This window comes from Roseovarius sp. MBR-51 (assembly GCF_053628575.1).
In genome coordinates, this window is the sequence record NZ_JBRJGQ010000002.1 from 202,649 (window position 1) to 229,155 (window position 26,507).

Annotated in this window: 29 protein-coding genes; 16 read left to right on the forward strand and 13 right to left on the reverse strand. The window is 59.2% G+C overall.

All coding sequences use genetic code 11. From position 1 onward, the window contains the following. Window positions 1-85: 85 nt before the first annotated feature. From ACSSVY_RS03505 to ACSSVY_RS03515, 3 genes are all read left to right on the forward strand, one after another. Window positions 86-673, forward strand: a complete 588-nt coding sequence (locus tag ACSSVY_RS03505; RefSeq protein WP_454268049.1) for a phage tail protein — start codon at window positions 86-88, stop codon at window positions 671-673. A gap of 87 nt (window positions 674-760) precedes the next feature. After that, complete coding sequence (locus tag ACSSVY_RS03510) at window positions 761-1,384, forward strand: phage tail protein (protein WP_454268050.1); 624 nt, start codon at window positions 761-763, stop codon at window positions 1,382-1,384. 71 nt (window positions 1,385-1,455) lie between these two features. Next, window positions 1,456-2,082: a phage tail protein gene (locus ACSSVY_RS03515; protein ID WP_454268051.1), complete on the forward strand. Its 627-nt coding sequence runs from the start codon at window positions 1,456-1,458 to the stop codon at window positions 2,080-2,082. Window positions 2,083-2,137: 55 nt separating this feature from the next. On the opposite strand, the gene ACSSVY_RS03520 is transcribed toward ACSSVY_RS03515, so the two are convergent. Genes ACSSVY_RS03520 through ACSSVY_RS03530 form a run of 3 tightly spaced genes read right to left on the reverse strand, consistent with a single transcriptional unit; the run spans window position 2,138 to window position 5,146 of the window. Further along, window positions 2,138-2,422: a hypothetical protein gene (locus tag ACSSVY_RS03520; RefSeq protein WP_454268052.1), complete on the reverse strand. Its 285-nt coding sequence runs from the start codon at window positions 2,420-2,422 to the stop codon at window positions 2,138-2,140. 22 nt (window positions 2,423-2,444) lie between these two features. After that, complete coding sequence (locus tag ACSSVY_RS03525) at window positions 2,445-4,286, reverse strand: carbamoyltransferase family protein (protein ID WP_454268053.1); 1,842 nt, start codon at window positions 4,284-4,286, stop codon at window positions 2,445-2,447. Continuing rightward, window positions 4,283-5,146 (reverse strand): SGNH/GDSL hydrolase family protein, encoded by an 864-nt coding sequence (locus ACSSVY_RS03530; protein WP_454268054.1) that lies wholly within the window; start codon window positions 5,144-5,146, stop codon window positions 4,283-4,285. Before ACSSVY_RS03530 ends, ACSSVY_RS03525 begins: the two co-directional genes overlap by 4 nt. 1,001 nt (window positions 5,147-6,147) lie before the next feature. Between ACSSVY_RS03530 and ACSSVY_RS03535 the strand changes: the two genes are divergently transcribed. Next, entirely contained in the window at window positions 6,148-6,858 is a 711-nt protein-coding gene (locus ACSSVY_RS03535) for a rhamnan synthesis F family protein (RefSeq protein WP_454268055.1), read from the forward strand. On the opposite strand, the gene ACSSVY_RS03540 is transcribed toward ACSSVY_RS03535, so the two are convergent. Beyond that, window positions 6,859-8,109: an IS256 family transposase gene (locus ACSSVY_RS03540; protein ID WP_454268056.1), complete on the reverse strand. Its 1,251-nt coding sequence runs from the start codon at window positions 8,107-8,109 to the stop codon at window positions 6,859-6,861. 400 nt (window positions 8,110-8,509) lie between these two features. On the opposite strand from ACSSVY_RS03540, the gene ACSSVY_RS03545 reads away from it, so the two are divergent. Both ACSSVY_RS03545 and ACSSVY_RS03550 read left to right on the forward strand, forming a co-directional pair. Continuing rightward, window positions 8,510-8,812, forward strand: a complete 303-nt coding sequence (locus tag ACSSVY_RS03545) for a hypothetical protein (protein WP_454268057.1) — start codon at window positions 8,510-8,512, stop codon at window positions 8,810-8,812. Continuing rightward, window positions 8,812-10,662: a sulfotransferase gene (locus tag ACSSVY_RS03550; RefSeq protein ID WP_454268228.1), complete on the forward strand. Its 1,851-nt coding sequence runs from the start codon at window positions 8,812-8,814 to the stop codon at window positions 10,660-10,662. The genes ACSSVY_RS03545 and ACSSVY_RS03550 overlap by 1 nt, the downstream gene beginning before the upstream one ends. A 27-nt stretch (window positions 10,663-10,689) precedes the next feature. Here the strand turns inward: ACSSVY_RS03550 and ACSSVY_RS03555 are convergent, their stop codons facing one another. The 4 genes from ACSSVY_RS03555 to ACSSVY_RS03570 all read right to left on the reverse strand — a co-directional run bounded on the left by ACSSVY_RS03555 (window position 10,690) and on the right by ACSSVY_RS03570 (window position 16,062). Continuing rightward, window positions 10,690-12,390, reverse strand: a complete 1,701-nt coding sequence (locus ACSSVY_RS03555; protein ID WP_454268058.1) for a GSCFA domain-containing protein — start codon at window positions 12,388-12,390, stop codon at window positions 10,690-10,692. 314 nt (window positions 12,391-12,704) lie between these two features. After that, window positions 12,705-13,748, reverse strand: coding sequence for a patatin-like phospholipase family protein (locus tag ACSSVY_RS03560; RefSeq protein WP_454268059.1), 1,044 nt, complete (start codon window positions 13,746-13,748; stop codon window positions 12,705-12,707). Between the two features lie 110 nt (window positions 13,749-13,858). Continuing rightward, window positions 13,859-14,872: an NAD-dependent epimerase/dehydratase family protein gene (locus ACSSVY_RS03565; RefSeq protein WP_454268060.1), complete on the reverse strand. Its 1,014-nt coding sequence runs from the start codon at window positions 14,870-14,872 to the stop codon at window positions 13,859-13,861. A gap of 20 nt (window positions 14,873-14,892) precedes the next feature. Continuing rightward, window positions 14,893-16,062 carry a MalY/PatB family protein gene (locus tag ACSSVY_RS03570; RefSeq protein WP_454268061.1) on the reverse strand — a complete coding sequence of 390 codons (1,170 nt, stop codon included), beginning with the start codon at window positions 16,060-16,062 and terminating at the stop codon, window positions 14,893-14,895. Window positions 16,063-16,160: 98 nt separating this feature from the next. Between ACSSVY_RS03570 and def (ACSSVY_RS03575) the strand changes: the two genes are divergently transcribed. The 5 genes from def (ACSSVY_RS03575) to ACSSVY_RS03595 are packed head-to-tail and all read left to right on the forward strand — an operon-like array spanning window position 16,161 to window position 18,634. After that, window positions 16,161-16,679 (forward strand): peptide deformylase, encoded by a 519-nt coding sequence (def, locus tag ACSSVY_RS03575; RefSeq protein WP_454268062.1) that lies wholly within the window; start codon window positions 16,161-16,163, stop codon window positions 16,677-16,679. A 3-nt stretch (window positions 16,680-16,682) separates the two neighbouring features. After that, entirely contained in the window at window positions 16,683-17,177 is a 495-nt protein-coding gene (gene def, locus ACSSVY_RS03580; RefSeq protein ID WP_296627368.1) for a peptide deformylase, read from the forward strand. Window positions 17,178-17,235: 58 nt separating this feature from the next. Further along, on the forward strand, window positions 17,236-18,144 hold the full coding sequence (gene fmt / locus ACSSVY_RS03585; protein ID WP_454268063.1) for a methionyl-tRNA formyltransferase: 909 nt from the start codon (window positions 17,236-17,238) through the stop codon (window positions 18,142-18,144). A 4-nt stretch (window positions 18,145-18,148) separates the two neighbouring features. Further along, entirely contained in the window at window positions 18,149-18,391 is a 243-nt protein-coding gene (locus tag ACSSVY_RS03590) for a hypothetical protein (RefSeq protein ID WP_296627373.1), read from the forward strand. 3 nt (window positions 18,392-18,394) lie between these two features. Further along, on the forward strand, window positions 18,395-18,634 hold the full coding sequence (locus ACSSVY_RS03595; protein ID WP_296627386.1) for a GlsB/YeaQ/YmgE family stress response membrane protein: 240 nt from the start codon (window positions 18,395-18,397) through the stop codon (window positions 18,632-18,634). Here the strand turns inward: ACSSVY_RS03595 and ACSSVY_RS03600 are convergent. Genes ACSSVY_RS03600 through ACSSVY_RS03610 form a run of 3 tightly spaced genes read right to left on the reverse strand, consistent with a single transcriptional unit; the run spans window position 18,631 to window position 20,176 of the window. Continuing rightward, window positions 18,631-19,260 (reverse strand): trimeric intracellular cation channel family protein, encoded by a 630-nt coding sequence (locus ACSSVY_RS03600; protein ID WP_454268064.1) that lies wholly within the window; start codon window positions 19,258-19,260, stop codon window positions 18,631-18,633. The two genes, ACSSVY_RS03595 and ACSSVY_RS03600, sit on opposite strands and share 4 nt — an antisense overlap. Beyond that, window positions 19,257-19,724 (reverse strand): ribonuclease HI, encoded by a 468-nt coding sequence (rnhA, locus tag ACSSVY_RS03605; RefSeq protein WP_296627378.1) that lies wholly within the window; start codon window positions 19,722-19,724, stop codon window positions 19,257-19,259. Before rnhA ends, ACSSVY_RS03600 begins: the two co-directional genes overlap by 4 nt. Beyond that, entirely contained in the window at window positions 19,724-20,176 is a 453-nt protein-coding gene (locus ACSSVY_RS03610) for a DUF3429 domain-containing protein (protein ID WP_454268065.1), read from the reverse strand. The genes rnhA and ACSSVY_RS03610 overlap by 1 nt, the downstream gene beginning before the upstream one ends. A gap of 105 nt (window positions 20,177-20,281) precedes the next feature. On the opposite strand from ACSSVY_RS03610, the gene ACSSVY_RS03615 reads away from it, so the two are divergent. After that, window positions 20,282-21,706 carry an FAD-binding oxidoreductase gene (locus ACSSVY_RS03615; protein WP_454268066.1) on the forward strand — a complete coding sequence of 475 codons (1,425 nt, stop codon included), beginning with the start codon at window positions 20,282-20,284 and terminating at the stop codon, window positions 21,704-21,706. A gap of 205 nt (window positions 21,707-21,911) precedes the next feature. Here ACSSVY_RS03615 and map read toward each other — a convergent pair whose 3' ends face one another. Both map and sfsA read right to left on the reverse strand, forming a co-directional pair. Next, window positions 21,912-22,724: a type I methionyl aminopeptidase gene (gene map, locus ACSSVY_RS03620; RefSeq protein WP_454268067.1), complete on the reverse strand. Its 813-nt coding sequence runs from the start codon at window positions 22,722-22,724 to the stop codon at window positions 21,912-21,914. Between the two features lie 40 nt (window positions 22,725-22,764). Then, window positions 22,765-23,496, reverse strand: coding sequence for a DNA/RNA nuclease SfsA (gene sfsA / locus ACSSVY_RS03625; RefSeq protein ID WP_454268068.1), 732 nt, complete (start codon window positions 23,494-23,496; stop codon window positions 22,765-22,767). A gap of 45 nt (window positions 23,497-23,541) precedes the next feature. Here sfsA and ACSSVY_RS03630 point away from each other — a divergent pair, with 45 nt between their 5' ends. From ACSSVY_RS03630 to ACSSVY_RS03645, 4 genes are read left to right on the forward strand one after another with little or no spacing between them, the layout of a single operon-like run. Then, window positions 23,542-24,264 carry a competence/damage-inducible protein A gene (locus tag ACSSVY_RS03630; protein WP_454268069.1) on the forward strand — a complete coding sequence of 241 codons (723 nt, stop codon included), beginning with the start codon at window positions 23,542-23,544 and terminating at the stop codon, window positions 24,262-24,264. After that, window positions 24,261-24,980 (forward strand): GNAT family N-acetyltransferase, encoded by a 720-nt coding sequence (locus ACSSVY_RS03635; RefSeq protein WP_454268070.1) that lies wholly within the window; start codon window positions 24,261-24,263, stop codon window positions 24,978-24,980. The genes ACSSVY_RS03630 and ACSSVY_RS03635 overlap by 4 nt, the downstream gene beginning before the upstream one ends. A 3-nt stretch (window positions 24,981-24,983) precedes the next feature. Beyond that, window positions 24,984-25,556: a peroxidase-related enzyme gene (locus ACSSVY_RS03640; protein WP_454268071.1), complete on the forward strand. Its 573-nt coding sequence runs from the start codon at window positions 24,984-24,986 to the stop codon at window positions 25,554-25,556. Window positions 25,557-25,562: 6 nt separating this feature from the next. Next, complete coding sequence (locus ACSSVY_RS03645; RefSeq protein ID WP_454268072.1) at window positions 25,563-26,498, forward strand: OmpA family protein; 936 nt, start codon at window positions 25,563-25,565, stop codon at window positions 26,496-26,498. Window positions 26,499-26,507 lie beyond the last annotated feature (9 nt).

Genomic DNA, 26,507 nt, shown 5'->3' on the forward strand with positions numbered 1-26,507 from the left:
GGAAGGTTCAAATTCAACCTTAAGTTTAATCGAGATTTGGAGGTATTGAATGAATTCTTTTCAAAGGACTGCGCGTCTTTGCGCCTTGGGACTGACCCTTTTCGGGCCGACGAGCATTTTACCAACCGTGGCAGAGGCTGGGATTGACCCATTCATTGGCGATATCGTGGCAGTTGGGTATAATTTTTGCCCGCGTGGATGGGTGAGTGCGGAGGGGCAAATCCTACCGATATCCCAGTTCACACCTTTGTTTGCATTGATTGGAATAACTTATGGCGGCAACGGCACCAGCACGTTTGCTCTACCTGATCTGCGCGGTCGAGTGGCGATGGGCCAAGGGGCAGGGCCGGGCCTGACACAGCGACCGCAGGGTCAGATTTTTGGGGTGGAAGGCCAGTTGCTCACTTCCAATGAGTTGCCCAGCCATAATCATGTGGTGAATGCTAACAATCTGGACGGGAATTTACCCGGACCGGGGGGCAAGGTTTTGGCGGCGGCCCCGCCGAGTGGTGTCGGCTCCGAGACAATCTATTCCGATCAAGGACCCAATGTCACGATGTCGCCCACAATGATCGCCACTGCAGGCCAGAGCCAAGCGTTCAACGTCGAGGACCCGTCGCAGGTCATGCGCTTTTGCATCGCGACGGAGGGAGTTTTCCCCCAACGACCATGAACCAGCGGTCGTGTCAGCACCCTTGGGTTCCGTGCCGGGGCTCTTGTGCGGCGCAGCTGAGATGCAATTCAATGATTTGGAGACAAGATGACCTATTCAAGAAAGAGCCTATGTACCGTCGTTTGCACCGTTACACTGACATTCGGCTTGGGAAGCAGCCCAAACCGCGTCGAGGCGGGTATTGAGCCGTATCTCGGGGATATCATGATCGTCGGCTTCAATTTTTGTCCGGTCGGTTGGGCCGAAGCCGCAGGGCAATTGTTGCCTATATCGCAGAATCAAGCCTTGTTTTCCCTTTTGGGGACGCAATTTGGCGGTGATGGTGTGACCACCTTTGCCCTACCGGATCTGCGCGGTCGGCTAACGCTTGGGCAAGGGACTGGCCCCGGTCTAACGCCGCGTCAGGCAGGACAGAAGATTGGCACCGAAACCAAGGTGATGACCGAGGCCACGATGCCGGCGCATAGCCATGTGGTGAATGCCAACAATCTGGACGGAAATCTGCCCGGTCCGGGCAGCAAGCTCTTGGCGGCGGCACCAACAGGCGGCTCGGGAAACGAGACGATCTATTCGCAGGCCAGTCCGAATGTAACAATGAGTGCGGCGATGATTGGTGTGACCGGAGGGGGCGCGGCGATCAACACCCAAGACCCATCTCTGGCGCTTTATCATTGCATTTCAACGCGTGGTATTTTCCCGCCGCGGAGTTGAGCTGTTCTTATGGGGTCTGGTGTGCGCAAGCCGACAAGACTCTGATCCATATCAAGACTTTGGAGACGTCCATGACATGTTTCAAAACCAAGTTTCCTTGCGCAGCTTCTGCGCTTTTCCTGACGATGGCCTCCCTCGCTTTGCCTGTGACGGCCCGAGCCGATTCCCAACCCTATGTGGGCGAGATTGCGACGATGGGTATCGTCGGTTTCTGTCCTGTGGGCTGGTCGAGTGCTGAAGGTCAAATACTCGCAATCAGCCAGAATGACGTACTGTTTGCCCTGATCGGCACCGCATTTGGCGGGGATGGTGTCAGCACGTTTGCGCTGCCGGACCTGCGGGGACGCATCCCGATGGGTAACGGCACCGGCCCAGGTCTGACTTCGCGCGATTGGGGACAGAAAGGTGGGCAGGAACGGGTGAGTTTGACCCCCAATCAATTGGCATCTCACAGCCATTCAGTGCTCGCGACCAATAGTGACGGAAATTTTCCGGGGCCGGGGGGCAAGATTCTGGGCGCTGCGCCCCAAGGCGGTAGTGGCCAAGAGACGATCTATTCGGATCAAGCGGCTAATGTTCAGATGTCGTCGCAAATGATCGCGCCTACTGGGGGAGGACAGCCTGTGTCCGTTCAGGACCCAACGGTGGTCATACGCTACTGTATCGCGCTTCAGGGGGTGTTTCCGTCACGAAGCTGAGGCTTGCGCGATCTCTTGCGGTGCGCTTTTTGCCGCAAGAGATTTTCAAATGCGATCAGACAACCGGATAGACATATCCGATCAGTCGCCGCCCCGGCGTCAGCGATGGCTCTAGACCAAGCAAGTCATTCTCCAGCGCGTCGTGTAGCGCAGTTAGGAGATTTGAGATTTCCATATCCCCAGAAGCTGCCGCGCGGACCGCAGTTTGCGCAAGGAGGCCGTTTGGGCCATAGACCTCGGTAAACTGGAGCGGAGGGGCGTTGAGCGCAGCCATTGGTGGCTCAAGACCACCCGTGCTGGCGCTACGGACCGCTGGATGCGCGCCAAGCAGGGTCATCATACGTTGCAGAAATTCTGGGTGGTCAATCTGCGGCAAAACGCATTCTCCCGATTTTTTCGCGCACCCAGTCTGCCTGTTCCAGCTTGCGGACCAGAAATCCGCCGATGGCCAGCACATCAAGATGGGTATTGAGAAAGCAGTCGATCGCATGTTTGGGACTGCACACGATGGGTTCGCCGCGCACATTGAACGAAGTGTTGAGCAGCATCGGACAACCCGTGCTCTTGTGAAACGCTGACAGGATCGCGCCTGCGCGCGTCCCGGTGGCAGGATCGATAGTTTGCAGTCGGGCGGAGAAATCCACATGGGTGACGGCCGCAAAATCCGAAGTGACCGCCTGTTGCACCTGCATCGGGCCGCGTAAGCCCTGAGCACGGGCCTGTTGCAAGTCAACCTGGCCGCGAAACTCGGGCTTTAGATGGGCGATGAGCAGCATATAGGGGCTATCGGTTAGCTCCTCAAAATACAGCGGAACCTGATCTGCCAATACCATCGGGGCAAATGGGCGCCAGTCCTCGCGGAACTTGATGGATTGGTTGACGCGGCTGAGGGTGTCCTTGCCTCTGGGGTCGGCCAGAATTGATCTGTTGCCCAAGGCGCGTGGGCCGAACTCCATCCGGCCGTGAAAATGGCCGACGATCTGGCCTTGGCCCAAGGCATCCGCAACGGCGGTGGCATAGGAGTCTGGATTGCCGATTTCCTGATAAACCAGACCGGCAGTGTCCAGTGCTGCGCGAATAGCGGCATCAGAATATTCTGGTCCAAGACCTGCGCCCGCCATGGCATCGCGCTTCGTGACGCCCGAGTGCGTGGTCAGATCGCGCCGCGCAACCTCGAGCGCCGCGCCGAGCGCCCCGCCTGCATCGCCGGCAGCTGGTTGTATCCAAAGACCTTCGAGACCGGGCAGGTCGCGCAAGAGCCGACTGTTGGCCACGCAGTTGAGCGCGACCCCGCCCGCGAGGCAGAGATTGGAACTGCTGGCGCGGTGCAGCGCAGTATTGGCAAGAGAAAGCACGACCTCTTCGAGCACCGCTTGAGCGGACGCCGCGAGATTCATGTGCATAAGTGTGACTGGCTCGGAGTCCCTGCGTTGCGGCTGACCGAAGAGCATTTCAAAGAGAGGTCCGGTGGTGCTGAGCCCCTTGTCAAAGTCGAAATACGCCATGTTGAGCGTAAAACCACCGTCCGGTTTCAGCTCGATCAACTCGTCCAAGATTGTTTTGCGGAATTCTGGAGTGCCAAAGGGAGCGAGGCCCATCAGCTTGTACTCGCCGGAATTCACTTTGAAGCCGCAGTATTGGGTGAACGCGCTGTAGAAAAGTCCAAGGGAATGGGGAAAGTTGATTTCAGCCTGCGCATGCAGACCGCTGGCATCTCCGGACCAAAGCGTTGTCGTCGAGTATTCGCCGACACCATCCAACACCATGACGGCCGCTTTGGAAAAAGGCGAAGGGTAGAAGGCCGACGCCGCATGCGACCGATGATGCGGAACAAAGACGATCCGATCAGAATCACCCGCAACTTTGGTCAACTGAAGCGGCAACTCCTCGGTGAGGCTCTTCAAGGTCTCGATCAATCGGGGCCAAAGCCGCGCCCCGGTTGGCATCCGAATCTGAGCCATCTCCACCATGCGGCGTGCCTTGAGGCCGGGGTCCTCAAAATAGGCAACATTGTCGAGCACCGCCCCATCCGGCAGATGCGAAAGGCAATAGCGTATTGCGTGATCCGGAAAGCGCCAGTCAGCCTTTTGGCGGGTAAAGCGTTCTTCTTGGGCTGCGGCCAAGATCTGATCACCCTGCACAAGAGCCGCTGCGGAGTCGTGAAAATGGGAGGAGATGCCGAGAGTGTATGGGGCGCTGCTCATGCGTGTCCCCGACGGCAAAGCCCGTCACTGAGCCGGACAATCAACGGCGTTAATCGCTCTGCAAAGAGTGCGTTCGCTCTGACGTTGGGATGAAGGTCTTGGGGCAAAAAGGTATGGTCCCGGTCGTAGGGCGTGGAAATATCACGGGCCTGCGGAAATCGGATCATGACAGCAGCGTTGAAGTCTGGGTCCAGAGCATCGAGCAAGGCGATCTGTAACGGGATTCTCGCGGCTTCGGCCGTAGCGCGGACCATGTCGAGAACCGCAAAGGTGGCGCAGTTGATCATATGGTCGTCTGGCAAGAATAACTGGAAATCAGCCTCGCGCAGAACGGGCTGCCAGATCGGAGGGTAAACGATCCGCACATGTCCCATGGTGTCAAGCCGAGCGACAGGCACATGTTCTACCCCCAATTGATACCACTCGCGGCTGAGATATTGCCGCATGCGTTGCGGATGCGCGATGTTGCGAAATCGGTGATCGCTGATAATGGCAAAGACAGCCGCGTCGATTGCCCCTGTGGCAATGTCGTGGCGCAGTTGCAGCAAATTCTGCACGGTGCCGTGACCACCAATGCCCCGATTCAAAATACGAAGCCATGGCAGGTTGCGTTGCAAGAGGGCGGTGTAGGTTTCATCATCCGCCAAGCCGGTGCCATAGGTGAACGAGCAACCATAAACGGCAACGCGTGGGCCAGATGCCGAATTCGGCCGCGGTACATCGCGCCATCCATCGGCCGCGACATGTTGGAGCACGTCGTGGCGAAAGCTGACATGAACGGCATGGTTCGGCGTCAATCGCCAGCCGAGCACAGGATCGGGCTGAAACATGAGCCGAGGCTTGCTGACGATTTTATGCACGGTTCGATGAGGCGTAGTCATCACGTCCCAATAATCGTTTGGCCCGGTCAGCGCACGCCGACCACTCCGGGCAGTTTAATCACGTCTTCCCAGAGTTGGAAAGTAAGTCGATGACATAGGTGAATAAGTTCTTTATCTGGTGTGTCTGATCTTGGGCAAAGGCATTCGTACTTGCCCCTGTGTCTGGCAGATGCGCTTGGATTTTCGCGCAGCAAGACTTGGTCATCGGCGGCCGGATCGTGATATAGCTCACATCATTCAACCATGGACTGTGGCATCATCGCCGCAGGCTGATCAGCGGTAAGCCGATAACAGTAGGGTCTATTTCCCGGAATCAATCGACTTGTATCAACCGAGGCGAAGGCAAAACCGCACACCCCTCCCGATGCTGATCTCTTAATGCTTAAAGAGGGGCTTCGCAGGTTGACGAGTTCTTCCTAGGGTAATAGTCATCGGGCGAGTTTACACTCTTTGCGTGTTTTATGGGAGCCGCCCGGTTCTGACAGACTGCCGGGTTACTAAGTATTGCTCGTGTCGGAGCCGTATTAGTCAGACTGTACGTGCGAGTGGATCCGGTAAGAGAACTGAGCTGAGTGTGTTCGAAAGATTATCATAGAGTACGGAACGCAATGATGAAGAATGCCGTTGAAACCTGGAAAGATTGTGGTCGTGTTTCTGATGCTCGTCCCTCTCAATTGAATCCGGTCGCTTCACTTGCTGACGACAACTTCCGTAGAGCCGGGGTCAGTGCATTTCGGCAGTCTGATTTGTCCCTCTAACTAAGTCCCTAATCACATCCGACCAGCGAACCGACGTGAGAATGAAGAGTGACCCGTCGTTGGGTCACCTGTGGAGGCGCAGGCCTCGACGGGACCTAAAAGATTACGGCTGCGTATTCGCCAACGATCAACCGCCATGCAGCGCTACTTTTGCGCGCCTCTGGACTGCGCGTTCTGGCATTTTTCCCTATGCCCGAGCTATAGGAACTTTGGAGACGATACATGAGACTACTATCCCGCCTGCAAACTGTGATGCTGTTTCCCATGGCACGCACCGTTGTGGAACTGCAATCGCGGGTGCAGCAGGTCAAGTCGCTTGGCAAGGCACCGATCTGCCACTTTGAACAGCCCTATTCTGGTCAGCCGATCATGCTCTTGGCACTCTATCAGAAAGCCAGTCTGAGACCCGACCTCATGCGCATGCTCAGAGCGGCCAAGGCGCAGGGTATCTATGTGCTGGCGGTCAATACCCTCAAACTGAATCAGCCAGAAGCGATGAAGGATCTGGCGGATTGCTATATCGAGCGCCCAAACTTCGGGCGTGACTTTGGCAGCTACCAGACCGGCTTTCTTCATCTCTTCAATCGTGATTGGCACAAGACCTGCCCGCGCTTGCTCTTGATCAATGACAGCGTGTATTACAGCACCCGGGGGTTGGATAAGTTTCTACAGGACATGATGAGAACACAGGTAGAGGTGCTGGGGGCAACCGAGAATTACGAGATCGAATATCACCTCGGCTCCTTCTGCATCTCGATGTCGCAGAATGTCTTGAACGCTCCCCCGTTCGAGAAATACTGGAAGAATTACAAGCTAACGGATGTCCGCCCGTTGGTGATCAAACGTGGCGAAATGAAGCTGTCGAAGACACTCAAACGATGCGTCTCCAATCCCAGCCAGTTGAGCTATGCCCGAAAGTTGGTGACGGCGTGATCAGGCGGCGTTTTGAAGTTGCTTGATCCCGTCCTTGAATTCAATCCCCTCAATGATCTCGGGCATGCGGTTGGCTCCGTCGAGTTTGCGCCATTTCGTCTGGGCTGACATCATCAGCCTGAATGCCATGGCAAGCCCGGTTTTGCGGCTGAGGCATCCTTTGGTTTTTCCAGTGCGATGTCGGACGGTGGCAAAGGTGCTTTCGATTGGGTTGGTCGTTCGAATGTGCTTCCAATGTTCGGCAGGGAAGTCATAGAAGGCCAGGAGCACGTCGCGATCTTTGGTCAGCTTGCCAACAGCCTTGTCGTATTTCACGCCGTAGGATGCCACGAAGAAATCGAAAGCGACCTCAGCCTCCACGCGGGTTTCAGCCTGCCAAATATCGTGCAGATGACCTTTGGCTTTTGCCTGAACTGACTTTGGCATCGCGTTCAAAACATTACCGGTCTTGTGGAACCAGCAACGCTGTTCTTTCGTCGCGCCAAAGACCTCGCGCAGCGCATGCCAGAACCCTAAAGCACCATCGCCAATGGCAAGATCAGGCGCATGGGTCAGTCCGCGCCGCTGCAGATCAAGCAGCAACTCTCGCCAGCTTTGGGTACTTTCGCGGTAGCCATCCGCAAGGCCGATGATTTCCTTGCGACCCCATTCATCCGCGCCAATCAACACCAGAACACATTGTTTTTCCTCAGCCATTCGTGGGCGGAAGTAGACGCCATCAGCCCAGATGTAGACGAACCGGCGCGTGCTGAGATCGCGGCGTTGCCAGCGGTCGTACTCGTCCCACCAGTCGGCTTTAAGCCGAGAAATTGTCGTCGATGACAGCCCCGCTGCATTGGGCCCCAAAAGTGCGGCAAGTGCTTCGTGAAAGTCGCCAGTGGAAATGCCTTTGAGATAAAGCCAAGGCAGCAGTTCTTCGATAGATTTGGCTTTGCGCAAATAGGGCGGCAAGATTGTCGAGGTGAACCGGACTTTCTCAGCGGTGTCGCCCCGGTCTCGCACGCGCGGCACCTTGACCGGCACAGCACCGATCCCGGTCATCACCTCGCGTTCCGGCAGATGCCCGTGGCGGACCAGCCGAGCGCGACCGTCCTCGATCCGGTCGCCGGAATACGCCTCCAACAACACTGAAAGCTCTGCTTCAACTGCTTGCTGGATCAGGCTGCGCGCACCTGAACGCAGAAGGTCAGTCAACGGGTCAGGTGAAAATCCATGTGGATCGGGCAAGGTCGTGATGATAGTCTTCGTCATGTGGCATATCCTTTTCTCTTCGAGAATTGCGGCGCGTGAACAACGCCATGATATGCCGCCCCTCAGGGGCCATCACCAACTTTCAGCTATATCTCCAGCCAGTTTCGCGCGCTCTACAGCGCGGATTGGTTCTTAAATTCGGTAAAGCAAGATCGGAAGTTACAAGACCTGATCTTGAAAGACAGTCGAACGGGAACTAACACACTGGCCCCACGCTTCGATATTTCTAATGTAGTCAAGCTATTGTCGGGCCGCGTAATCGTGCCGAAGTACAGCATGGCAAGTAATGTCGAGATAGCCTTGGATGCACCAATCAAAGATCTCCATGAGGTGTGAGGATGTGTTGATAACAAACAGATCCGAGCTGGCCCGTTATCTCGTCCGACACGTCTCAGGCGATATGAAGTCTAAGGACTTTGATGAAATCCTGACTGATGCGCTATCGTCAGTTGCGTCAGAAGTCTTTCTCCATGGTAGTCAAATTCACCAAAATGCTGCCATTCTCGTTGAGCTAGGACTTCCGATGATCAAGTTGGACGGGCTCTACAGAGGGATGTTCAACAACTATGATATTTTACGTCTTCAAAAGAAACTCTGTGAAACGGAAGCTGGAGAAATGAGTTCGCTACTCTTTGAGCGTCCATACGGCGGGCAAATGCTCTATGGCTGGAAGCGTGCGGCCTTTATGCGGGGGTTGATTTGATGCCGGTTGAGTGTGCGCAAACCAGTGATGAACATCCGCTGATTGTGTTCATTCATATTCCAAAGACAGCGGGGTCAATGGTGAATCATCACCTGACCACTGCTGGACTAAAAGGCCAAGACCATGTCGAATCATGCATAGATCATCCTGACGACCTGAGCTTGATGGCGAATAGTCTTGATTGGGTTTCAGGTCACGTATCAAAGCCTGCGATGCATCTGGCGCTTGAGCGCGTAACGCAACGACCCAAAAGATATTTCTCGGCTGTCAGGGAACCGATCAGACAGATTGCATCGCACTACAATTGGCTCATCGAGATACAGCATCGCGGTGAGGTATTCTTTGAGAACCATCCAGAGCACATCAAAGCAATCTCTCACGCAATTAATCGAACACAGAATTCAGATCCAAAAGCTGTCATTAAACGATTACAAGAGTTTTCGGGTTTGTTTCTGAACCAGCAGAGCAAGATACTCGCACGCGCCGACGTATGGCTCGACGAAAAGGATGGCTTAGACCAGGCCTTGGACGAATATGAGTTCATCGCGCATGAGGGAAATCTTGATAAGCTGCTTATGTATATGACCGGAAAAGATATCTTGGCGTTAGACAAGATAAATAATAGCACCTCTCATTTTGATCGCAAAGTTTTTGCCACCCCAGAGATGCAGGAATTTCTGGCCGAATATCACAGCAACGATTTAGCCCTCTATCAGCGAATAAGAGACCGCGGTGAGAGGATTGGTGCGGAGCCGCCAAAAGCAGCGAAGCCTCTCAGCAGGTCTGTCGCACTTGAATGGCAGTCCACAGATTCCCGAGCGCAGTCTGATAGCTCACAGGACCGCAAGTCATCGCGTCACAAGGCTGCTGGTGAGTTGAGAACACCAGACTTTATTATTGCTGGCTATGAGAGAGGCGGCACGACGCTTTTGTCAGAGTTGTTTCGGGCGAATGGCTATGAGTCAGGCTTGGAATGCGGAGTTCTCATGGCACACGCGCCAGCAGAGTTTCCGCAGATCCAGCCCTATTGGAACAACATGCCTAAAGATTGGAACCTTTCCGCCGAAACCTTTTACGACGCGATTTCGGGAGATGTCGCAACCTTCTATGACAGGATATTTTCGGCTGCTTTTCCAGACCACAGCGGCGGCTATTTCGACAAGACGCCGAAATACATGGACCTGCTGGGATTGTGTCTGCATCGGGCACCCTTTGCCCGCGGCGCCGTCGTGATCCACCGCGATCCGCGGGCGGTCTTCGCGTCGATGTCCAAACGCATCGAGCCCACACTGGATGCCGTCCAAACCATTGAAAAGCATTTTGACTTCTTTGTCTCTCGCTATCTCAGCTATTTCTGCGGCTGCATCGCCCATTTGGAGCGTCCAAATGTACTCTTTGTTCCCTTCGAAGAATTGGTGAGCCGGGAACAGACATGGCTGAAGGTGTTGGGGCATTTCGCGCGCGGCACGCCGTTTCAGCCGATGTCCGCCCGATCCCGATTTGACAATGTCACATCGGAGACGATGGACCTCGAAAAGGTGATTGAATTCGATCGGCTTCTGCCGCAAGCGCTACAGACCCGCATTCTGGAAGCGACGCAATTGGCCTCTTTGTTCTTCGCAGGACCGGTTGAGCGCGCAAGATATGGTCAGCTTTGGCAAGACAGGATCGGGCTCGCAAAGCAGCGGCTTGGCCAGTTTGACCTTCCCGCCACGGGTGTTGAGGTGGATGGGGCTTACTTTGAGCCCCTGACCTATCTCCTGCGCTACGTCGATGTTCTCAAGAGCGGATTGAACCCTGTAGATCACTACATCCGTCATGGACGGGGAGAAAAGCGCAGACCAGCGTAAGAGAAGATGGCAAATGGCCAGCTTGCATCAGGGTGCGCCGGTCCTGAGTGTGCTCCAGACTTGGTCAAAGGCGTTGTCGAAGTAGGCGGTATTGCAGTGGACGTCCCACGGGTGCCTATGCGCGGCAAACTTGTCCTTCGAAAAGCCGCTGGCCTCGCAGAGCTCCTGCGTCGGATGACAGATCACTTGAACGCGGTTGGACGACTTGAGCGCTGCGCGGAGGGACCGAGCATATGCCTCGCGATGATGGACAAGTGAGCCGGACTCGACGAATTCATCTCCGAGCCGGAAACGGGCGGTCGCTTCGCACATATCCGGAGATGCAATCCAGAAGATGTGTTCAAAATCGCAGAAATCTTCTAATTTGCGAATGTTCTGCGCGATTTGGCGTGTGGCGGAGTCGTAAAATCTTATCAGGTCAGCCGAGACCTCGTGAACGATTGGCACGTTCGGTGAAATCTTGCGCCCGTCACACCCCGGAAATCCGGCACGCAGGTCACCATGTGCCCGAATGATCCCATCGCCCATCAAACCACAGCCTACAATGATCAAGGTGCGGGCCTTGTCCGCGAACACATCGGCAAATTGGTCTCGCACATTGTCACGATATTTGAACGTCCGGAACCGCGTGGTTTTAATCTTTGCGAAAGGATCGGTTCTCAAGAAGTTCAGCATCGCAAATTGCACGGTTTGGCCAAAAGGGTTTGCCAGAGCATGGTCTCTTGCCCCGCCCAGATGGCTGTTGCCAACCACGAGCAGTGGCGTGGTGTTTGGGCGGTCTGCCGGCCGAGTGTTTCCTGCAAAGGCGTCAAGCAATGCCTCTTCACAGTCCACATCCCCTATTCCGGCAGATGTGGCCGGGGTGTCGGCATCCGCCTCCAGACAGAGCCGCTCAAAGATCGTCATCACATTGGCAACAGAGGCAGGCCGCACGGATCTCAGATTTTCCTCAAAGTTCGCTGAATATGCGCCCGGGTTCGTGACCAATTCGAACGACGGGAAGTAATCCGCAAGGTCGTGATCCTCGCAGAAGTCCCCGGCAACGGCACGCAGAACGGATTTGGAGTAGGTTGAGGCGCATAAGACATGCTGTGGTGCGGCAGTTGCCGTCAAGGGAACCGGAGAAACAGTCAGGACGATGCGAAACTCACGACCACCGCGCAGATCACGGATTTCGTCGCGAAGGGCACGCAGGTCCGCTAAGATCTCATCATAGCGAAAGTTGACAAATTCGTGCGCGTCTTGATCGAACCGGCCCGCGATCACGCCGGGCGCCACCGGGAGAACGGTGCCGCAGGATTTGACACGCCACGCCTCGGTCAGTCCGAGGGTGAAGACCAGAACATCAAGGTCATTCAGCGCGGCCAGGACCGCCTTCAAATGCGTGGCACGCGCTGCCCGCAAGGCACTCTCGTTCTGAAATGGGGCTTCGAATTGTGCGGGTCTCAGGGGGTCGATGACTCCCCCGTCGACGGGCCATGCGGCCTCGCTTGGGACACGCGCACTGCGTGCTTCCTGCACAAGCTGAAGTGCCTGCTTGACCGTATAGATATTGCCGTAGTTCGCGGAAAAGGACTTTGCCCTGATGTTGTCAACAGAGTCATAGTACGGAACGTTGAAATCCCGGTCGCGCAGCCAGTTGGCGATATGCTGCGCAAAGCAGCTTCCCATCGTCACGATTGTATCTTGGCGGGTAATCAGGAATTTCGGAGTGTGGATACCCGGCATGTTCGCCGGGTCAGACTGCTGGACGCCCGTGCGCCAAAACCGGTCGGGCGAGAGCCCAGCATAGGGATTTCCATCCTTCTGGCGGGGCGTCTCGGCCCTGACTGTGGTTTCTTTTTGTCCTGACTCCGCAGGCTTTTGAAACCGTCGCAAGAGCCGATTCAAGGCTTGGATGTCCTTCAACTGGAATACTCCCAACTGGTTTGGCCTATAGTGCCCCATCGCTTACATTGACTGAGAGTTCAAGTCCGAGTGGCGTGTTTGAGGCCCCTGGCTATGGACCCGGCGCATCAGATCGCTGACGGATACGGTCACCTCTATCCTTGATGCTCTGCTCCAATCCCTTGAAACATCTTGAAAAGATCGACTGTGCTCTCGGTGCCGATCCGGTCGAAAGTGCTGTCCAGCCAAGCCTTGGCCGTATCACGCCCGATGTCACGAAGACGGGTCAGAAAGGCCCATTCGACATTCATTTTGGACGAGGCCCCCATCGGATTGAGCAGTGCCTCATTCTCGATCAGATGCACCTTGACCGGGCGGTATTCATCGGTCGAGAGCTTGCCTTGGTCAATCAATCGGTCAACGAAATTGATCGCGCGCAGTTCCTTGAGCAGGCTGGAGTTGAAGCTGATCTCATTCAGGCGGTTCTGGATTTCCTGCGCCGTGCGCGGCGCGCCCTTGCGCTCGATCGGGTTGATCTGGATGACCACGATGTCATCGGTTCCGGTCTTGCCATAGAGCGGAAAGAGGGCGGGATTCCCCATATAGCCGCCATCCCAGTAAGGAATTCCGTCAATCTCGACCGCCTGATACATTTGCGGCAGGCAGGCTGAAGCCATGACCATATCCACTGTCATCTCTTCGCGGGAAAACACGCGGACGCGGCCCGTTTCGACATTCGTAGCCGAGACAAAGAGCTGAAACGCGGTGCATTTGCGCACCATCTCAAAGTCGATGCTCTCTTCCACCAGATCGCGGAGTGGGTTGATGTTCATCGGGTTGAGTTGATAGGGTGAGGCGATGCCGGTGAGGGCATTCATGAAATGATAGAACGGGTTGTTTTCCAGTCCCCAGTTCCCGGTGATCCGATCCATGGGAGTGCGTTGCAGCGGCGAGTTCTTGACGCTGCCACTCATGTCGCGCCAGAAACGATCAAGTGCCTCGCGGGCGCCGTCCGGACCGCCGCGTGTATATCCATCGGCCAAGGCCACCGCGTTCATCGCCCCCGCAGATGTGCCCGATACACCTGCAATATGCAGTCGCCCATCTTCGAGCAGGTAATCCAGCACGCCCCAGCTAAACGCGCCATGTGCGCCCCCCCCCTGAAGCGCCAAGTTGATCGGTTTGCCTGTGTTGCTCATAGGGTGGTCTATTCCTTCGTTGTGCCGCGCAGAGGCTGCTCAACCAGAGGCTATCAGTGCGGACCGGCCTACGCTATGCCTGTCGCGGACTTGTGCCATCACAATCCCGCTCAGACCTGATAATAGGCACGATACCAGGTCACGAATTGGGCAATTCCGTCGTGGACATCGGTATTTGGTTGATAGCCGGTCAGCCGTTTCAAGAGTTGAGCATCGGCCCAAGTGGCAGGCACGTCGCCCTTTTGTATCTCCATCATGTTGCGGAGGGCGGGGCGGCCCAACGCGTCTTCAATGGCCGCGACGAAATCAAGAAGCCGCACCTTCTGTGAGTTGCCGATATTGACGATCCGGTAGGGCGCAACGGGCGAGAGGCTGTCGCCGGGGGCGATGGCCTCGGGGCTCTCTGGTCGTGCGGGCGGGGTGTCCATCAACAGGCGGATGCCGCGCACGAGATCGCCCACATAGGTGAAATCGCGGTACATCTCGCCGTGATTGTAGATGTCGATGGGGCGGCCTGCCAGAATGGCCTCGACGAATTTGAAATAGGCCATGTCGGGGCGGCCCCATGGGCCATAGACGGTAAAGAAGCGAAACATCGTGGTGGGCAGGTTCCACAGATGGGCATGGGCATGGCCCATGGATTCCGTCGCCTTTTTGGTGGCGGCGTAGATCGTCATCGGGGCATCGGCCTTCATCGTCTCGGCATAGGGCATGTCGGTATTTGCCCCGTAGACCGAAGAGGTGGAGGCCATGAGCAGGTGGCGCACCGCGTGGCGCTTGGCCGCCTCCATGACATTGAACGTGCCGACGATATTGGCGTCGATATAGGCGCGCGGGTTCTCGAGGCTGTAGCGCACGCCCGCCTGCGCCGCGAGATGCACGATGATGTCGGGCGCGCAGGCGTCTATCGCGGCATCCACCGCTGCCTGATCCTCGAGCATGGCCTCGGTCGCGGTGAACCCCGGCCTTTGCAGCAACATCTGGTGGCGGCGCTGTTTCAGGCTGACGTCGTAATAATCGGTCATGCCGTCAAGGCCATGCACGATCATGCCCTCATCGAGCAAGAGCTCGGCCAGATGATAGCCGATAAACCCGGCGGTTCCGGTGATGAAGACCCGCGTCATCGACCCCGCCCCCCGGACGGTCATTGCAGATCGGCAAAGGCGGTCTGGATACGCTCGACCGCCTCTGCGACGCGGGCACGCGGCGTGGCGATGTTGAACCGCAAGAAACTCTCGCCGCCGGTGCCAAATGTCGGGCCATGGTTGGCCACGACCCGCGCATCCCGCTCGACCCGCTCGGTATATTCCGCCGCCGCCATGCCGGTGCCGGCGAAGTCGATCCACGTCAGATAGGTGGCTTCGAGTGGCATCGCGCGCACGCCGGGAATGGCCTGCATTCCGCTCTCAAAGAGTTGCCGGTTGCCATCAAGGTAGGTGCAGAGCGCATCGACCCATTCCGCACCTTCGGGGCTATAGGCGGCTTCGGCCATGAAGAGACCAAAAGAATTGGGCGAAATCCCCATCGCGCCCATGCGGGTGGCAAACTGCGCGCGCAGCTTTGCATCGGGCACGATCACATTGCCGAGATGCGCGCCCGCGATGTTGAAGGTCTTGGTGGTGGCGGTCATCATCACCAGCCGGTCCGCGATGCCGTCGATATGAGGCATAGCGATATGTTTTTGGCCGGGCATCACCAGATCGTGGTGAATTTCATCCGACACGAGGATAAGATCATGTCGGCGCGCGAAATCGGCCACGCCCTCCAGTTCCGCCTTGGTCCAGACCCGGCCACCGGGATTATGAGGCGAGCAGAGGATGAGCATCTTCTCATTGCCCGTCATCTGCGAGTCGTAGGCATCGAAATCCATCTCGTAGCGGCCAGAATTGTTTACCAGCGGGCATTCGCGCACCTCGCGCCCTGCTGCGCGGATGACGCGGGCAAAGGCGTGGTAGACGGGGGTGAAGATCACCACCGCATCCCCCGGCGCGGTCCAGGTATCGACGCACATGGACGTGCCATTGACGAGGCCATGGGTGGTAAAGATCGCATCCGCCTCAACCGTCCAGCCGTGGCGGGTCTGCATCCACCACTGGATCGCGGCGCGGTAGGCGGCATCATCGCCATAATAGCCGTAAACACCATGTTGCGTCATGCCGATCAGCGCCTCGGTGACACAGGCGGGCGGGCGGAAATCCATATCCGCCACCCACATCGGAATCCCATCCTCGGGCGAGACGCCATATTTGGCCTGCATCATGTCCCATTTGTCGGAATGGGTGCCGCGGCGGTCGATGATCTCGTCAAAATTCATGGGGCTCTCCGGTGTGGCAATTGCGGCGCAGGCTAACCGATCACAGCCCGAGCGCAAGAGGCGTTGCAGAATGCCCGACCATCGCCTAAATAGCCGCCATGAAACGGTCTATTCTGATCCATCCCGACCCACGCCTGAGAAAGGTCTGCACGCCCGTGAGGGACGTGTCCGATGCCTTGCGCAAACTCTCGCAGGACATGTTCGAGACCATGTATGACGCGCCCGGCATTGGTCTGGCCGCGCCGCAGGTCGGGGTGATGGACCGGTTGATCGTGCTTGACTGTGTCAAGGACGAGGGCGCGTCCCCGCGCCCCATCGCCATGCTCAACCCCGAGATCACGGCCTTTTCCGACGAGAAAAGCGTCTATGAAGAAGGGTGCCTGTCGATCCCCGACCAGTTCGCCGATGTCACCCGGCCTGCCGAGGTCGAGGTGCGGTGGATGGACCTTGACGGGGTGGAGCACAAGGAAGGGTTCGGCGGTCTCTGGGCCACCTGCGTGCAGCACGAGATCGACCATCTCGATGGTAAGCTCTTTATCGACTATCTGGGCGCGATGAAGCGGCAGCTCATCACTCGGCGCATGCAAAAGCTCAAGCGCGAATTGGCGCGGGGCTAAGCCGTGGCGCCGCGCCCCTGCCTGCGCTGGCCTGACAAGCGGCTGCGCCAACCCGCAGCACCTGTTACCGAAATTACCGAGGCGACGCGCGCCCTCTGGGACGAGATGATCGCGGTGATGGAGGCGATGCCGGGGGTGGGCCTTGCCGCCACACAACTGGGCGAGATGCAGGCGTTGGCCGTGGTCGATGCCAGCACGGCGCGGGGCCAAGCGGTGCGCATGGCCAACCCGGAAATCCTGCATGCCAGTGTGCAATTGCGCCCCCATGACGAGGCGAGCCCCTGCCTGCCCGGTGTCTCTGCGGTGATCGAGCGCCCGCGCGCGGTGACGGTGCGGTTTCTGAATGCGGCGGGAGAGGTCGAGGAGCGCGATTTCGTCGGTCTCTGGGCCACCAGCGTGCAGCATCAGATCGACCATTTGCAGGGGCGGATGTATTTTGACCGCCTCAGCAAGGTAAAACGCGACATGCTGCTCAGGCGCGCGCGCAAGATCGGCTGAGGCTGCGCCGGGGGCGGCGTCGGATTTGAGTATTTTTGGAACAATGAAAGGCGCGGGCATGCGTGTGATCTTCATGGGAACGCCTGATTTCTCGGTGCCGGTGCTCGACGCGCTGGTGACGGCGGGGCATGAGGTGGCGGCCGTTTATTGCCAGCCGCCGCGCCCAGCGGGGCGGGGCAAGAAAGACCGTCCCAGCCCGGTGCAGGCGCGCGCTGAGGCGCTTGGCCTGCCGGTGCGCCATCCGGTGAGTTTGCGGGATACGGGCGCGCAGGCGGACTTTGCAGCGCTCAAGGCCGATGTGGCGGTGGTGGTTGCTTATGGCCTCATCCTGCCGCAGTCGGTGCTGGATGCGCCTGCGCGCGGATGCCTGAACATCCACGCCAGCCTATTGCCCCGGTGGCGGGGGGCGGCCCCCATTCACCGCGCCATCATGGCGGGGGATGCAGAGACAGGCGTGTGCATCATGCAGATGGAGGCGGGGCTGGATACCGGGCCGGTTCTGCTGCGCGAGGCGGTGACAATCGGGGCGCAGGAGACGACGGGCGGCTTGCATGACCGGCTGTCGAGCCTTGGCGCGCGGTTGATTGTCGAGGCGTTGGCGCGGTTGGACGGTCTGCGCGCCGTCCCGCAGTCCGAGGCGGGCGTGACCTATGCCTCCAAGATCGACAAATCCGAGGCGCGGGTGGATTGGAGCCGCCCTGCGGCAGAGGTGGACCGGCTGATCCGAGGGCTTTCGCCCTTTCCCGGTGCCTGGTGCGAGGTGGGGGGAGAGCGGATAAAATTGCTCTGCTCTACCATAGCCGAGGGGCAGGGTGCGCCGGGTGTCGCGATGGATGACGCGCTGACTGTGGGTTGCGGACAGGGTGCAGTGCGGCTTTTGCGCTTGCAACGCGCCGGGCGCGCGGCGCAGGATGCAGACGAGTTCCTGCGCGGCATGCCCTTGCCGCGTGGCACGCAACTGGGGTGACGCGATGTTCATGCAACTCTTTGGCACGGTGGTGATTGCAGGCATCGTGGGCTATGCGAGCGAGAAAACCGGCTTTACCCGCAACGGCTATTTGCCGTCGATCATCATCTGTATCGGCGGTGCGTTTCTCTTTTACTTTGTCCGGATCATGTTCGGCATCCGCTTTGGCGCGCCGGGGATTGATGCGATCCTGTCCTCGATTGGCGCGCTGATCATCGTGCCGACCCATTGGCGTAAGGGGAGGTAGATGATGGGCATCATCGGGCTCTTGATCGTGGGGATTGCGGCGGGATTCTTGGCCACGCGGTTGATGCGGGTCGAGTTGGGCGTGGTGCCCACCATCCTCATCGGCATTGCGGGCACGTTGATCGGCGCGGTGGTCATTCGCATGGTGCTGATGATCACGGGCCTCGTGGGCGGGCTGATTGGCGCGGTTCTGGGTGCGATGCTGCTGGTCTGGCTGTGGAAGATGATTGGCGAGCGCCGTTAAGGGCGATTGCGCGGCGGGCGGGCGCGGTAAACCGGCAGCCGCCAGCCAAGGCTGAGCGAACCGGCGCGCAAAGCCCAGGTGAGCGCCGCACAGGTGCCCAAGATGACGAGCGGATCGTCGGTGAGCATCGCCGCCCCCACCGCGCCAAGCGCCCCGGCAAAGGCGGCGGTGACATAAAGCTCGCCTTGTTTCAGCACCAAGGGCACTTCGTTGCAGACGACATCGCGCATGAGACCACCCATGCAGCCCGTCACCATTCCCATCAGTACCACGATCACGGCACTTTGCCCCATCACCATCGCCGCACTCACCCCCGCAGGCACCGCCACAGCAAGGGCGAAACTGTCGAGCCAGAGCAAGAGACGATAGCGGCTCTCAACCAGATGAGCGGTGAAAAAGACAAGGAGCGCCGCGCCGCAGGCAATGAGGATGTAATGCGGATTGCCCAGCCAGAAGATCGGGTTGCGGTCGAGGAGCACATCGCGCAGCGTGCCGCCGCCCACCGCCGTGAGGCAGGCGATAAAGGCAAACCCCACGATGTCGAGTTGCTGGCGCGAGGCGACAAGCGCGCCGGTCAGCGCAAAGATCAGCACCGAGGCGTAATCAAGGAGGATGAGCGCGCTCATCCCTTGGCCTTGGTCGGCTTGAAGGGCGCCATGCCTGCGCGCGCCAATTCATCGGCGCGCTCATTTTCGGGGTGACCTGCGTGGCCCTTGACCCATTCCCATGTGACGGTGTGGCGCTTTTGTGCCTCGTCCAGACGTTGCCAAAGCTCGACATTCTTGACCGGTTTTTTATCGGCGGTGCGCCAGCCGTTGCGCTTCCATCCGTGCATCCAGCCGGTCACACCGTTTTTCACATAGGCGCTGTCGGTGACAATCGTGATGGCCGAAGGGCGCGAGAGCGCCTCAAGGGCGGCGATGGCGGCGCAAAGTTCCATCCGGTTGTTGGTGGTGTCAGGCTCGCCCCCGGAAAGCTCCCGCTCTTTGAGCACGGTGTCACCGTCCATGGCGCGCATGAGCACGCCCCAGCCACCGGGACCGGGATTGCCGGAACAGGCCCCGTCGGTATAGGCATAAAGCGCGGGCATCAGAGCAGCACCCCCACCGCGAGACAGGCGATCACCACCGCTGTCAGCAGCATCCGCAGCGCCATCCACCAGGGCGGTGTGAGGCCCCATCGCGAGAATTGCCAGTCGAGCGCCAAGAGGCCTGCAAACCCGAAGATAAGGCTCATTCCCGCCGAGGTTGGCCCGCCGCCGGTCATGAAAAACGCCCAGAGGGCCGGAATGACCGAGAGGCCGTAGCAGGCGGCTGCCATCGTGCCCGTGGCCCGCGTGGCGAACCCCCAGAGCACGCCCGACATGAACGACAGGATCACCGCGCCGTAAAAGAGCATCACATAGGGTCCGGCAAAGCGCGGCCCGATGGTCTGGGCCGTCCAGAGGCCGAGGTCGGGCAGGACCACGGTCAGCGCCCCCCAGAGAAAGGGCAAGAGGCCAGCAAGGCCAAGAAAGAGCGGGGCGCGGGGGATCATCTGCATGGCGCGCAAAATGGCCCGGAGGGCGGACAGAGGCAAGAGGGAAAGCCGCGCTTGCGCGCGCGACAAAGGGCTGGACCGATGCGGGCAACGTGATAGGTAAATCGCATGACCCAGACTCCTACCTTGGCCCCAGCCACCCCCACATTCATCGACGCGCTGCGTGCGCATCTGCCTGTGCCCGTGTTCCGCGCGGCAAACCCAGGATATTTCGAGGAGCCGCGCGGTCGCTGGCTGGGGCAGGGCGTGGTTCTGGCCCCCGGCAGCACCGAAGAGGTGGCCGAGATTGTCCGCGCCTGTGCTGCCGCGCGCGTGCCGGTGGTGCCTTATGGCGGCGGCACGGGTCTTGTGGGGGGGCAGATCAGCCCCGATGGGCCGACCCCGGTCATCCTGAGCCTTGAGCGTATGCGCGCGGTGCGCGGCATTTACCCAGCCGAAAATGTGATCGTGGTCGAGACAGGGGCGATCCTGCAAGACATCCATGAGGCTGCCGCCGAAGTGGACCGGCTCTTTCCGCTCAGCATCGCTGCCAAGGGATCGGCGCGGATTGGCGGCAATCTGGCCACCAATGCGGGCGGGGTCAATGTGCTGCGTTATGGCAATGCGCGCGATCTTTGTCTGGGGCTGGAGGCGGTGATGCCCGATGGGCGCATCTGGCATGGCCTCAAACGCCTGCGCAAGGACAACACCGGCTATGATCTGCGCAACCTCTTGATCGGGTCCGAGGGCACGCTCGGGGTGATTACCGCCGCAGCACTCAAGCTCTCTCCGCGCCCCGCGGGCGAGGGCACGGCGCTGATGGTGGTGGACGGTCCGCGTGCGGCGCTCGATCTCTTGGCACTGGCGCGCGACCGCATGGGCGAGGGGGTAAGTGCCTTTGAGATCATGCACCGGGCGGGGCTCGAATTTCTGGCCCAAGCGTTGCCCGAGATTCGCCAGCCCTTTGCCCAGATGCCGGACTGGTTCGTGTTGATTGATGTGGGGCTCGCGCGCGGGCTTGACCCGGCCTTGGCGCTGGAGGGGCTATTCGCCGACGCGCTCGAGGCGGGGCTGGTCAGCGACGGGATCATTGCGCAGTCCGAGACGCAGCGACATCAGTTCTGGGAGGTGCGCGAACAAATCCCCGAGGCCAACCGGCGCATCGGCTCGATCAGTTCGCATGACATCTCCTTGCCGATGTCCGAAATCCCGGACTTCATTGTGAAAGGGGCCGAGGTGATTGCCCGGATCGGGGCGTTCCGGATCAACTGTTTCGGGCATCTGGGCGATGGCAATCTGCATTACAATGTCTTTCCCATGCCGGGGCGCGCCCGTGCGGATCACGTGGCAGAGCGTGACGAGATCAAGCGCGCGGTGCATGATCTGGTGCATGCGATGGGCGGGTCGGTCAGCGCCGAACATGGTATCGGGCGGCTCAAGGTCGAGGATCTGGAGCGCTACGGCGATCCGGTAAAGCTGGACGCGATGCGCGCGATCAAGGCGGCGCTCGATCCTCTTGGGATTATGAATCCGGGGGCGGTTTTGCGGGGGTGAAGGGGCGGATGGCTCTTTGCTGAAGTTGGCTCCAATCGCCAATGCGCAACGTCACAACAGACTGATAACGCTGGAATATTTTGCAGGCATAAAGTGCCAGCCGACGAAGTGGCAGCGCCCACCCGGCGGACGGGCACCGGGCGGCTCATCGCACGAGTCGAATGTCCCCTTCAGACCACACCCAACGCCAATCGCTGGCCCCTTGTCACTCCCAAGTCGGATGAAACTTGCCCGCAGGCGACAGGGTGAAAATCTCGGCCCCGCTTGCCGTGACGCCGATGGAATGCTCGAACTGCGCCGAGAGGGATTTGTCGCGGGTCACGGCGGTCCAGTCATCGGCGAGCACTTTGGTTTCAGGGCGGCCAAGATTGACCATCGGCTCGATGGTAAAGAACATGCCTTCTTCAAGGGTCGGCCCGCTGCCCGCCCGCCCGTAATGCAGCACATTGGGCGGGGAATGGAACACCCGGCCCAATCCATGCCCGCAGAAATCGCGCACCACCGACATGCGATGCGCCTCCACATAGCTCTGGATCGCATGGCCAATGTCGCCAAAGGTATTGCCGGCGCGCACCGCCTCGATCCCCTTCATCAGGGCGTCATGCGTGACCTGAATCAGCCGCTCGGATTTGCGGCTGAGCTTGCCCGCCACATACATGCGGCTCGTGTCGCCGAACCAGCCATCGACGATCACGGTCACATCGACATTGAGGATATCGCCATCTTTCAAAACCTTATCGCCGGGAATGCCGTGGCAGACCACGTGATTGACGCTGATGCAGCTGGCGTGCTGATAGCCCTTGTAGCCGATGGTGGCGGATTTCGCGCCTGAGGCGTTGACCTTGTCCTCGATCAGCTTGTCGATGGCCGCGGTGGTTTGGCCCACGAACACATGCTCTGCAATCTCGTCGAGGATCTGCGCCGCTAGGGCTCCAGCGCGGTGCATGCCCGCGAAATCCGCAGCCTCATGGATGCGGATCCCCTCGCGTGTCAGTCTTCCACGATGTGTTTCGTTCACGTCCGGCCTCGTATGGTGTCCAATTTCCGTTTATCTAGGGCTATTTGCTCGAAAGGACCAGAGGGCGGTCATCTGCAAGCGGCAGGCTGTGACCGATTGTGATCTCTTGCGGGGTGATATTGGCCCGATATGACAGAACCGTGACCCCCGCCGCGCGTGCGGTTTGCAGCGCCTCAGCATAGGCGGGGTCTAGGTCTTGGGCCACGGTCACGGCCTGCGTATCGGTGCGTTGCACCAGATAGAGGAGGACCGCTCGATGTCCGGACTGCGCCATCTCTGCCAACTCGCCCAGATGTTTCGTGCCGCGCGCGGTCACGCTGTCGGGGAATTCGGCCAGACCGGGCCTGCGCGAGAGGGTGACGGATTTCACCTCGACATAGGCATCGGGCAGGCCCGCGCCCGAGAGCAGGAAATCCACCCGGCTTGCGGTGCCGTAGTTTTGCTCGGGGCGCACCCGGTCATAGGCGGCGAACTCCGGTATTTGCCCTGTCTCAAGCGCCTCTTTGACCACGCGATTGGCCAAGGCGGTATCCACACAGGCGAATTCCCCAGCCACACTCTCGACCAGCCGCCAGCCAAACTTGAGCTTTTTGCGCGGATCGTCATTGGGTTCGACCCAGACCGTCGTGCCGGGGTCTGCCAGACCCAGCATGCTGCCGGGATTGGCGCAATGCGCCGTCACCTCGCGCCCGTCCATGAGGCGGATATCGGCGAGAAAGCGTTTGTAGCGGCGCAGCAGTACAGCCTGCACAAGAGGGGTTTGAAAGCGCATGACCTGCGCCTATACCGTGTCTGTCCCCGGATCAAGGAGTCTGCCATGCCCAACCCGACTGCTGCCATGCTTGTCATCGGAGATGAGATTCTCTCGGGGCGCACGCGCGATGCCAACATGCACTATCTGGCGGGCGAGGTGACGAAACTGGGCATTGACCTAATGGAAGTGCGCGTGGTCAGCGACGATCCCGGCGCCATCGTGGCCGCCGTGCGGGCGCTGAGCGCGGGATATGACCAAGTGTTCACCTCAGGCGGCATCGGCCCTACCCATGATGACATCACCGCCGAGAATGTGGCGGCGGCCTTTGATCGCCCGATTTCGGTGCGAGAGGATGCCCGCGCCATTCTGGCTGCGCATTATGACGCGCGCGGGCAGGAATTGAACGCGTCGCGCCTGCGCATGGCGCGTATTCCCGAGGGGGCGGTTCTGATCGACAACCCGATCAGCGCAGCACCGGGGTTCACCATCGAGAATGTGCATGTGATGGCCGGGGTGCCGGCGATCTTTCAGGCGATGCTGGCCTCTCTCCTGCCAACACTCACCGGCGGTGCGCCGATCCTGTCGCAAACGCTGGAGATCCGACGTGGCGAAGGTGACATCGCGGGTCCACTCTCGGATCTGGCGGAGCGGTATCCGGACCTCAGCATCGGGTCTTACCCGTTCATTCGGGATGGCTGCTACGGGGCACAGATCGTGATGCGCGGTCAGGACGGCGCACGGCTCGATGCCGCGATATCCGAATTGGCGGGGATGTTTCCGGCATGACGCCCGATGTGCAGACGCTCTATGCGGTGACAGAGGCCACTTGGCCGCCCGCGCAGACCCAACACCTTGGCCCCGTGACCCTCCGCGAGGGGCAGGGAGGCGGCAAACGCGTGTCCGCCGCTACTGTCGAGCGGCCGATCACGACCGAGGAGTTGAACGCCGCCGAGGCTGCGATGCACGATCTTGGTCAGAGCGCTCTCTTTCAGGTGCGCCAAGGGGATGACACCCTGGACGCGTTGCTGGCGACCAAAGGCTACAAGGTGGTTGATCCGGTCAATCTGTATGTCGCCTCATTGGATGCGTTGACGGTTGAAAAGCCACCGCGCGTCACCACGTTCTCAATCTGGGAACCCCTAGAAATCATGCGCGAAATTTGGGTCGAGGGTGGCATCGGGCCGGCGCGGATCGCGGTGATGGAGCGTGTCATCGGCCCCAAGACCGGGCTCTTTGGCAGGCATAAGGACCAGCCCGCCGCCACCGGATTTGCCGCCATTCACCAAGGGATTGCCATGGTGCATGCGCTCGAGGTGCACGTCCGCCACCGGCGCGCGGGCATGGGGCGGCTGATGATGCTTCAGGCCGCGCATTGGGCGCAGGAGCAAGGCGCACAGTACCTGTCGGTGATCTGCACCAAGAGCAATCAGGGTGCCAATGGTCTTTATTCCGCGATGGGCTTTGCCCATGTTGGGGACTATCATTACCGGCAAAAGGAGTGAGAGATGACAAAACCGGACCAGCCCACCGCACTTGATTTGCCAATGATCGACCCGTTGCCCGACGCGACGCAGAAATATTTCGATATCTGCGTCGAAAGGCTGGGCATGATCCCCAATGTGCTCAAGGCCTATGCGTTCGATATCGACAAGCTCAATGCATTCACCACGCTCTACAATGATCTCATGCTCGCCCCAAGTGGCCTGACCAAGCTGGAGCGCGAAATGATTGCGGTTGTGGTCAGCTCGATCAACCGTTGCTGGTATTGTCAGGTGGCGCATGGGGCTGCGGTGCGGCAATTGTCGAATGATCCGGCATTGGGCGAAGCGATGGTGATGAACTGGCGTGCGGCACGGCTCGATGCACGGCAGAGCGCCATGCTAGGGTTTGCGGAAAAGGTCACCAAAGCCTCTGCGGAAATCACCGAATCCGACCGCCAAGCGCTGCGCGATCAGGGGTTGAGCGATCGCGACATCTGGGACATCGCCAATGTTGCGGGGTTCTTCAATATGACCAATCGTGTTGCCTCAGCCACGGGCATGCAGCCGAATCCCGACTATCACGCACAGGCCCGTTGATCCGGCATGCGGAGCGCCGGCGCCCTCTTGTTCTCGATGTTACTGGCCTGTGGGTCGGCGCAGGCGCTCGACCTCAAATTGCCTGCCAATGCCAGCATGACACGCGAGGTGATCCGCGAGGCGGATACGCTAATCCTGCCCATCGGTCCATACTCGACCCAAGGCGCTCCACGCCTGCGGCTGGACGGTCGGATCATCAGCCGCGCTTGGCGGTTTCCGGCCCAGGGTGTCACGACATTGCAAATCCTCATGCCATTGCGGCGCCAGTTGGAAGACTCCGGATGGGAGGTGATGTTCGACTGTCTGGCCGAGGAGTGCGGCGGGTTCGATTTCCGCTTTGCCCTGCCGGTCTTGCCCGCGCCCGACATGTTCGTTGATCTCTTTGATTATCGCTATCTTGTGGCGCGCCGTGGACCTGAGGCCAAGTTGGAGCACGCCGCCCTGATCATCAGCCAGAGTGGGCAAACAGGGTACGTGCAAGCAATTCAACTGACAGGTTTGGGCCAGGACGCAGATGCGACAGGTTCACGCAGCCCTGAGGTTGACGAAACCTCCCCTCCTGATGTTGTGCAGGTCTTGAAACGCGATGGGCATGCTGTGCTGGAGGGGCTCGATTTCGGGTCTGGGGACAATGCGCTTGGGCCCGGATCGCATCCTAGCCTTGAGGCGCTTGCTGCCTATCTGCTGACAAAACCAAACACGCGCGTTGCGCTGGTTGGACATACGGACAGCACGGGCGGGTTGGAGGGGAACATAGCCCTTTCACGGTCGCGTGCAGAGGCGGTGTTGAGCCATCTGACGGAAACTCACGGTGTGCCTGCTACCCAACTCGAAGCGCATGGCATCGGCTATCTGGCACCCTTGGCCCCCAACACCACCGGTGACGGACGGGATCGCAACCGTCGCGTCGAAGTCGTGTTGTTGGATACGGCCGCCGAGTAGATAGGGCTG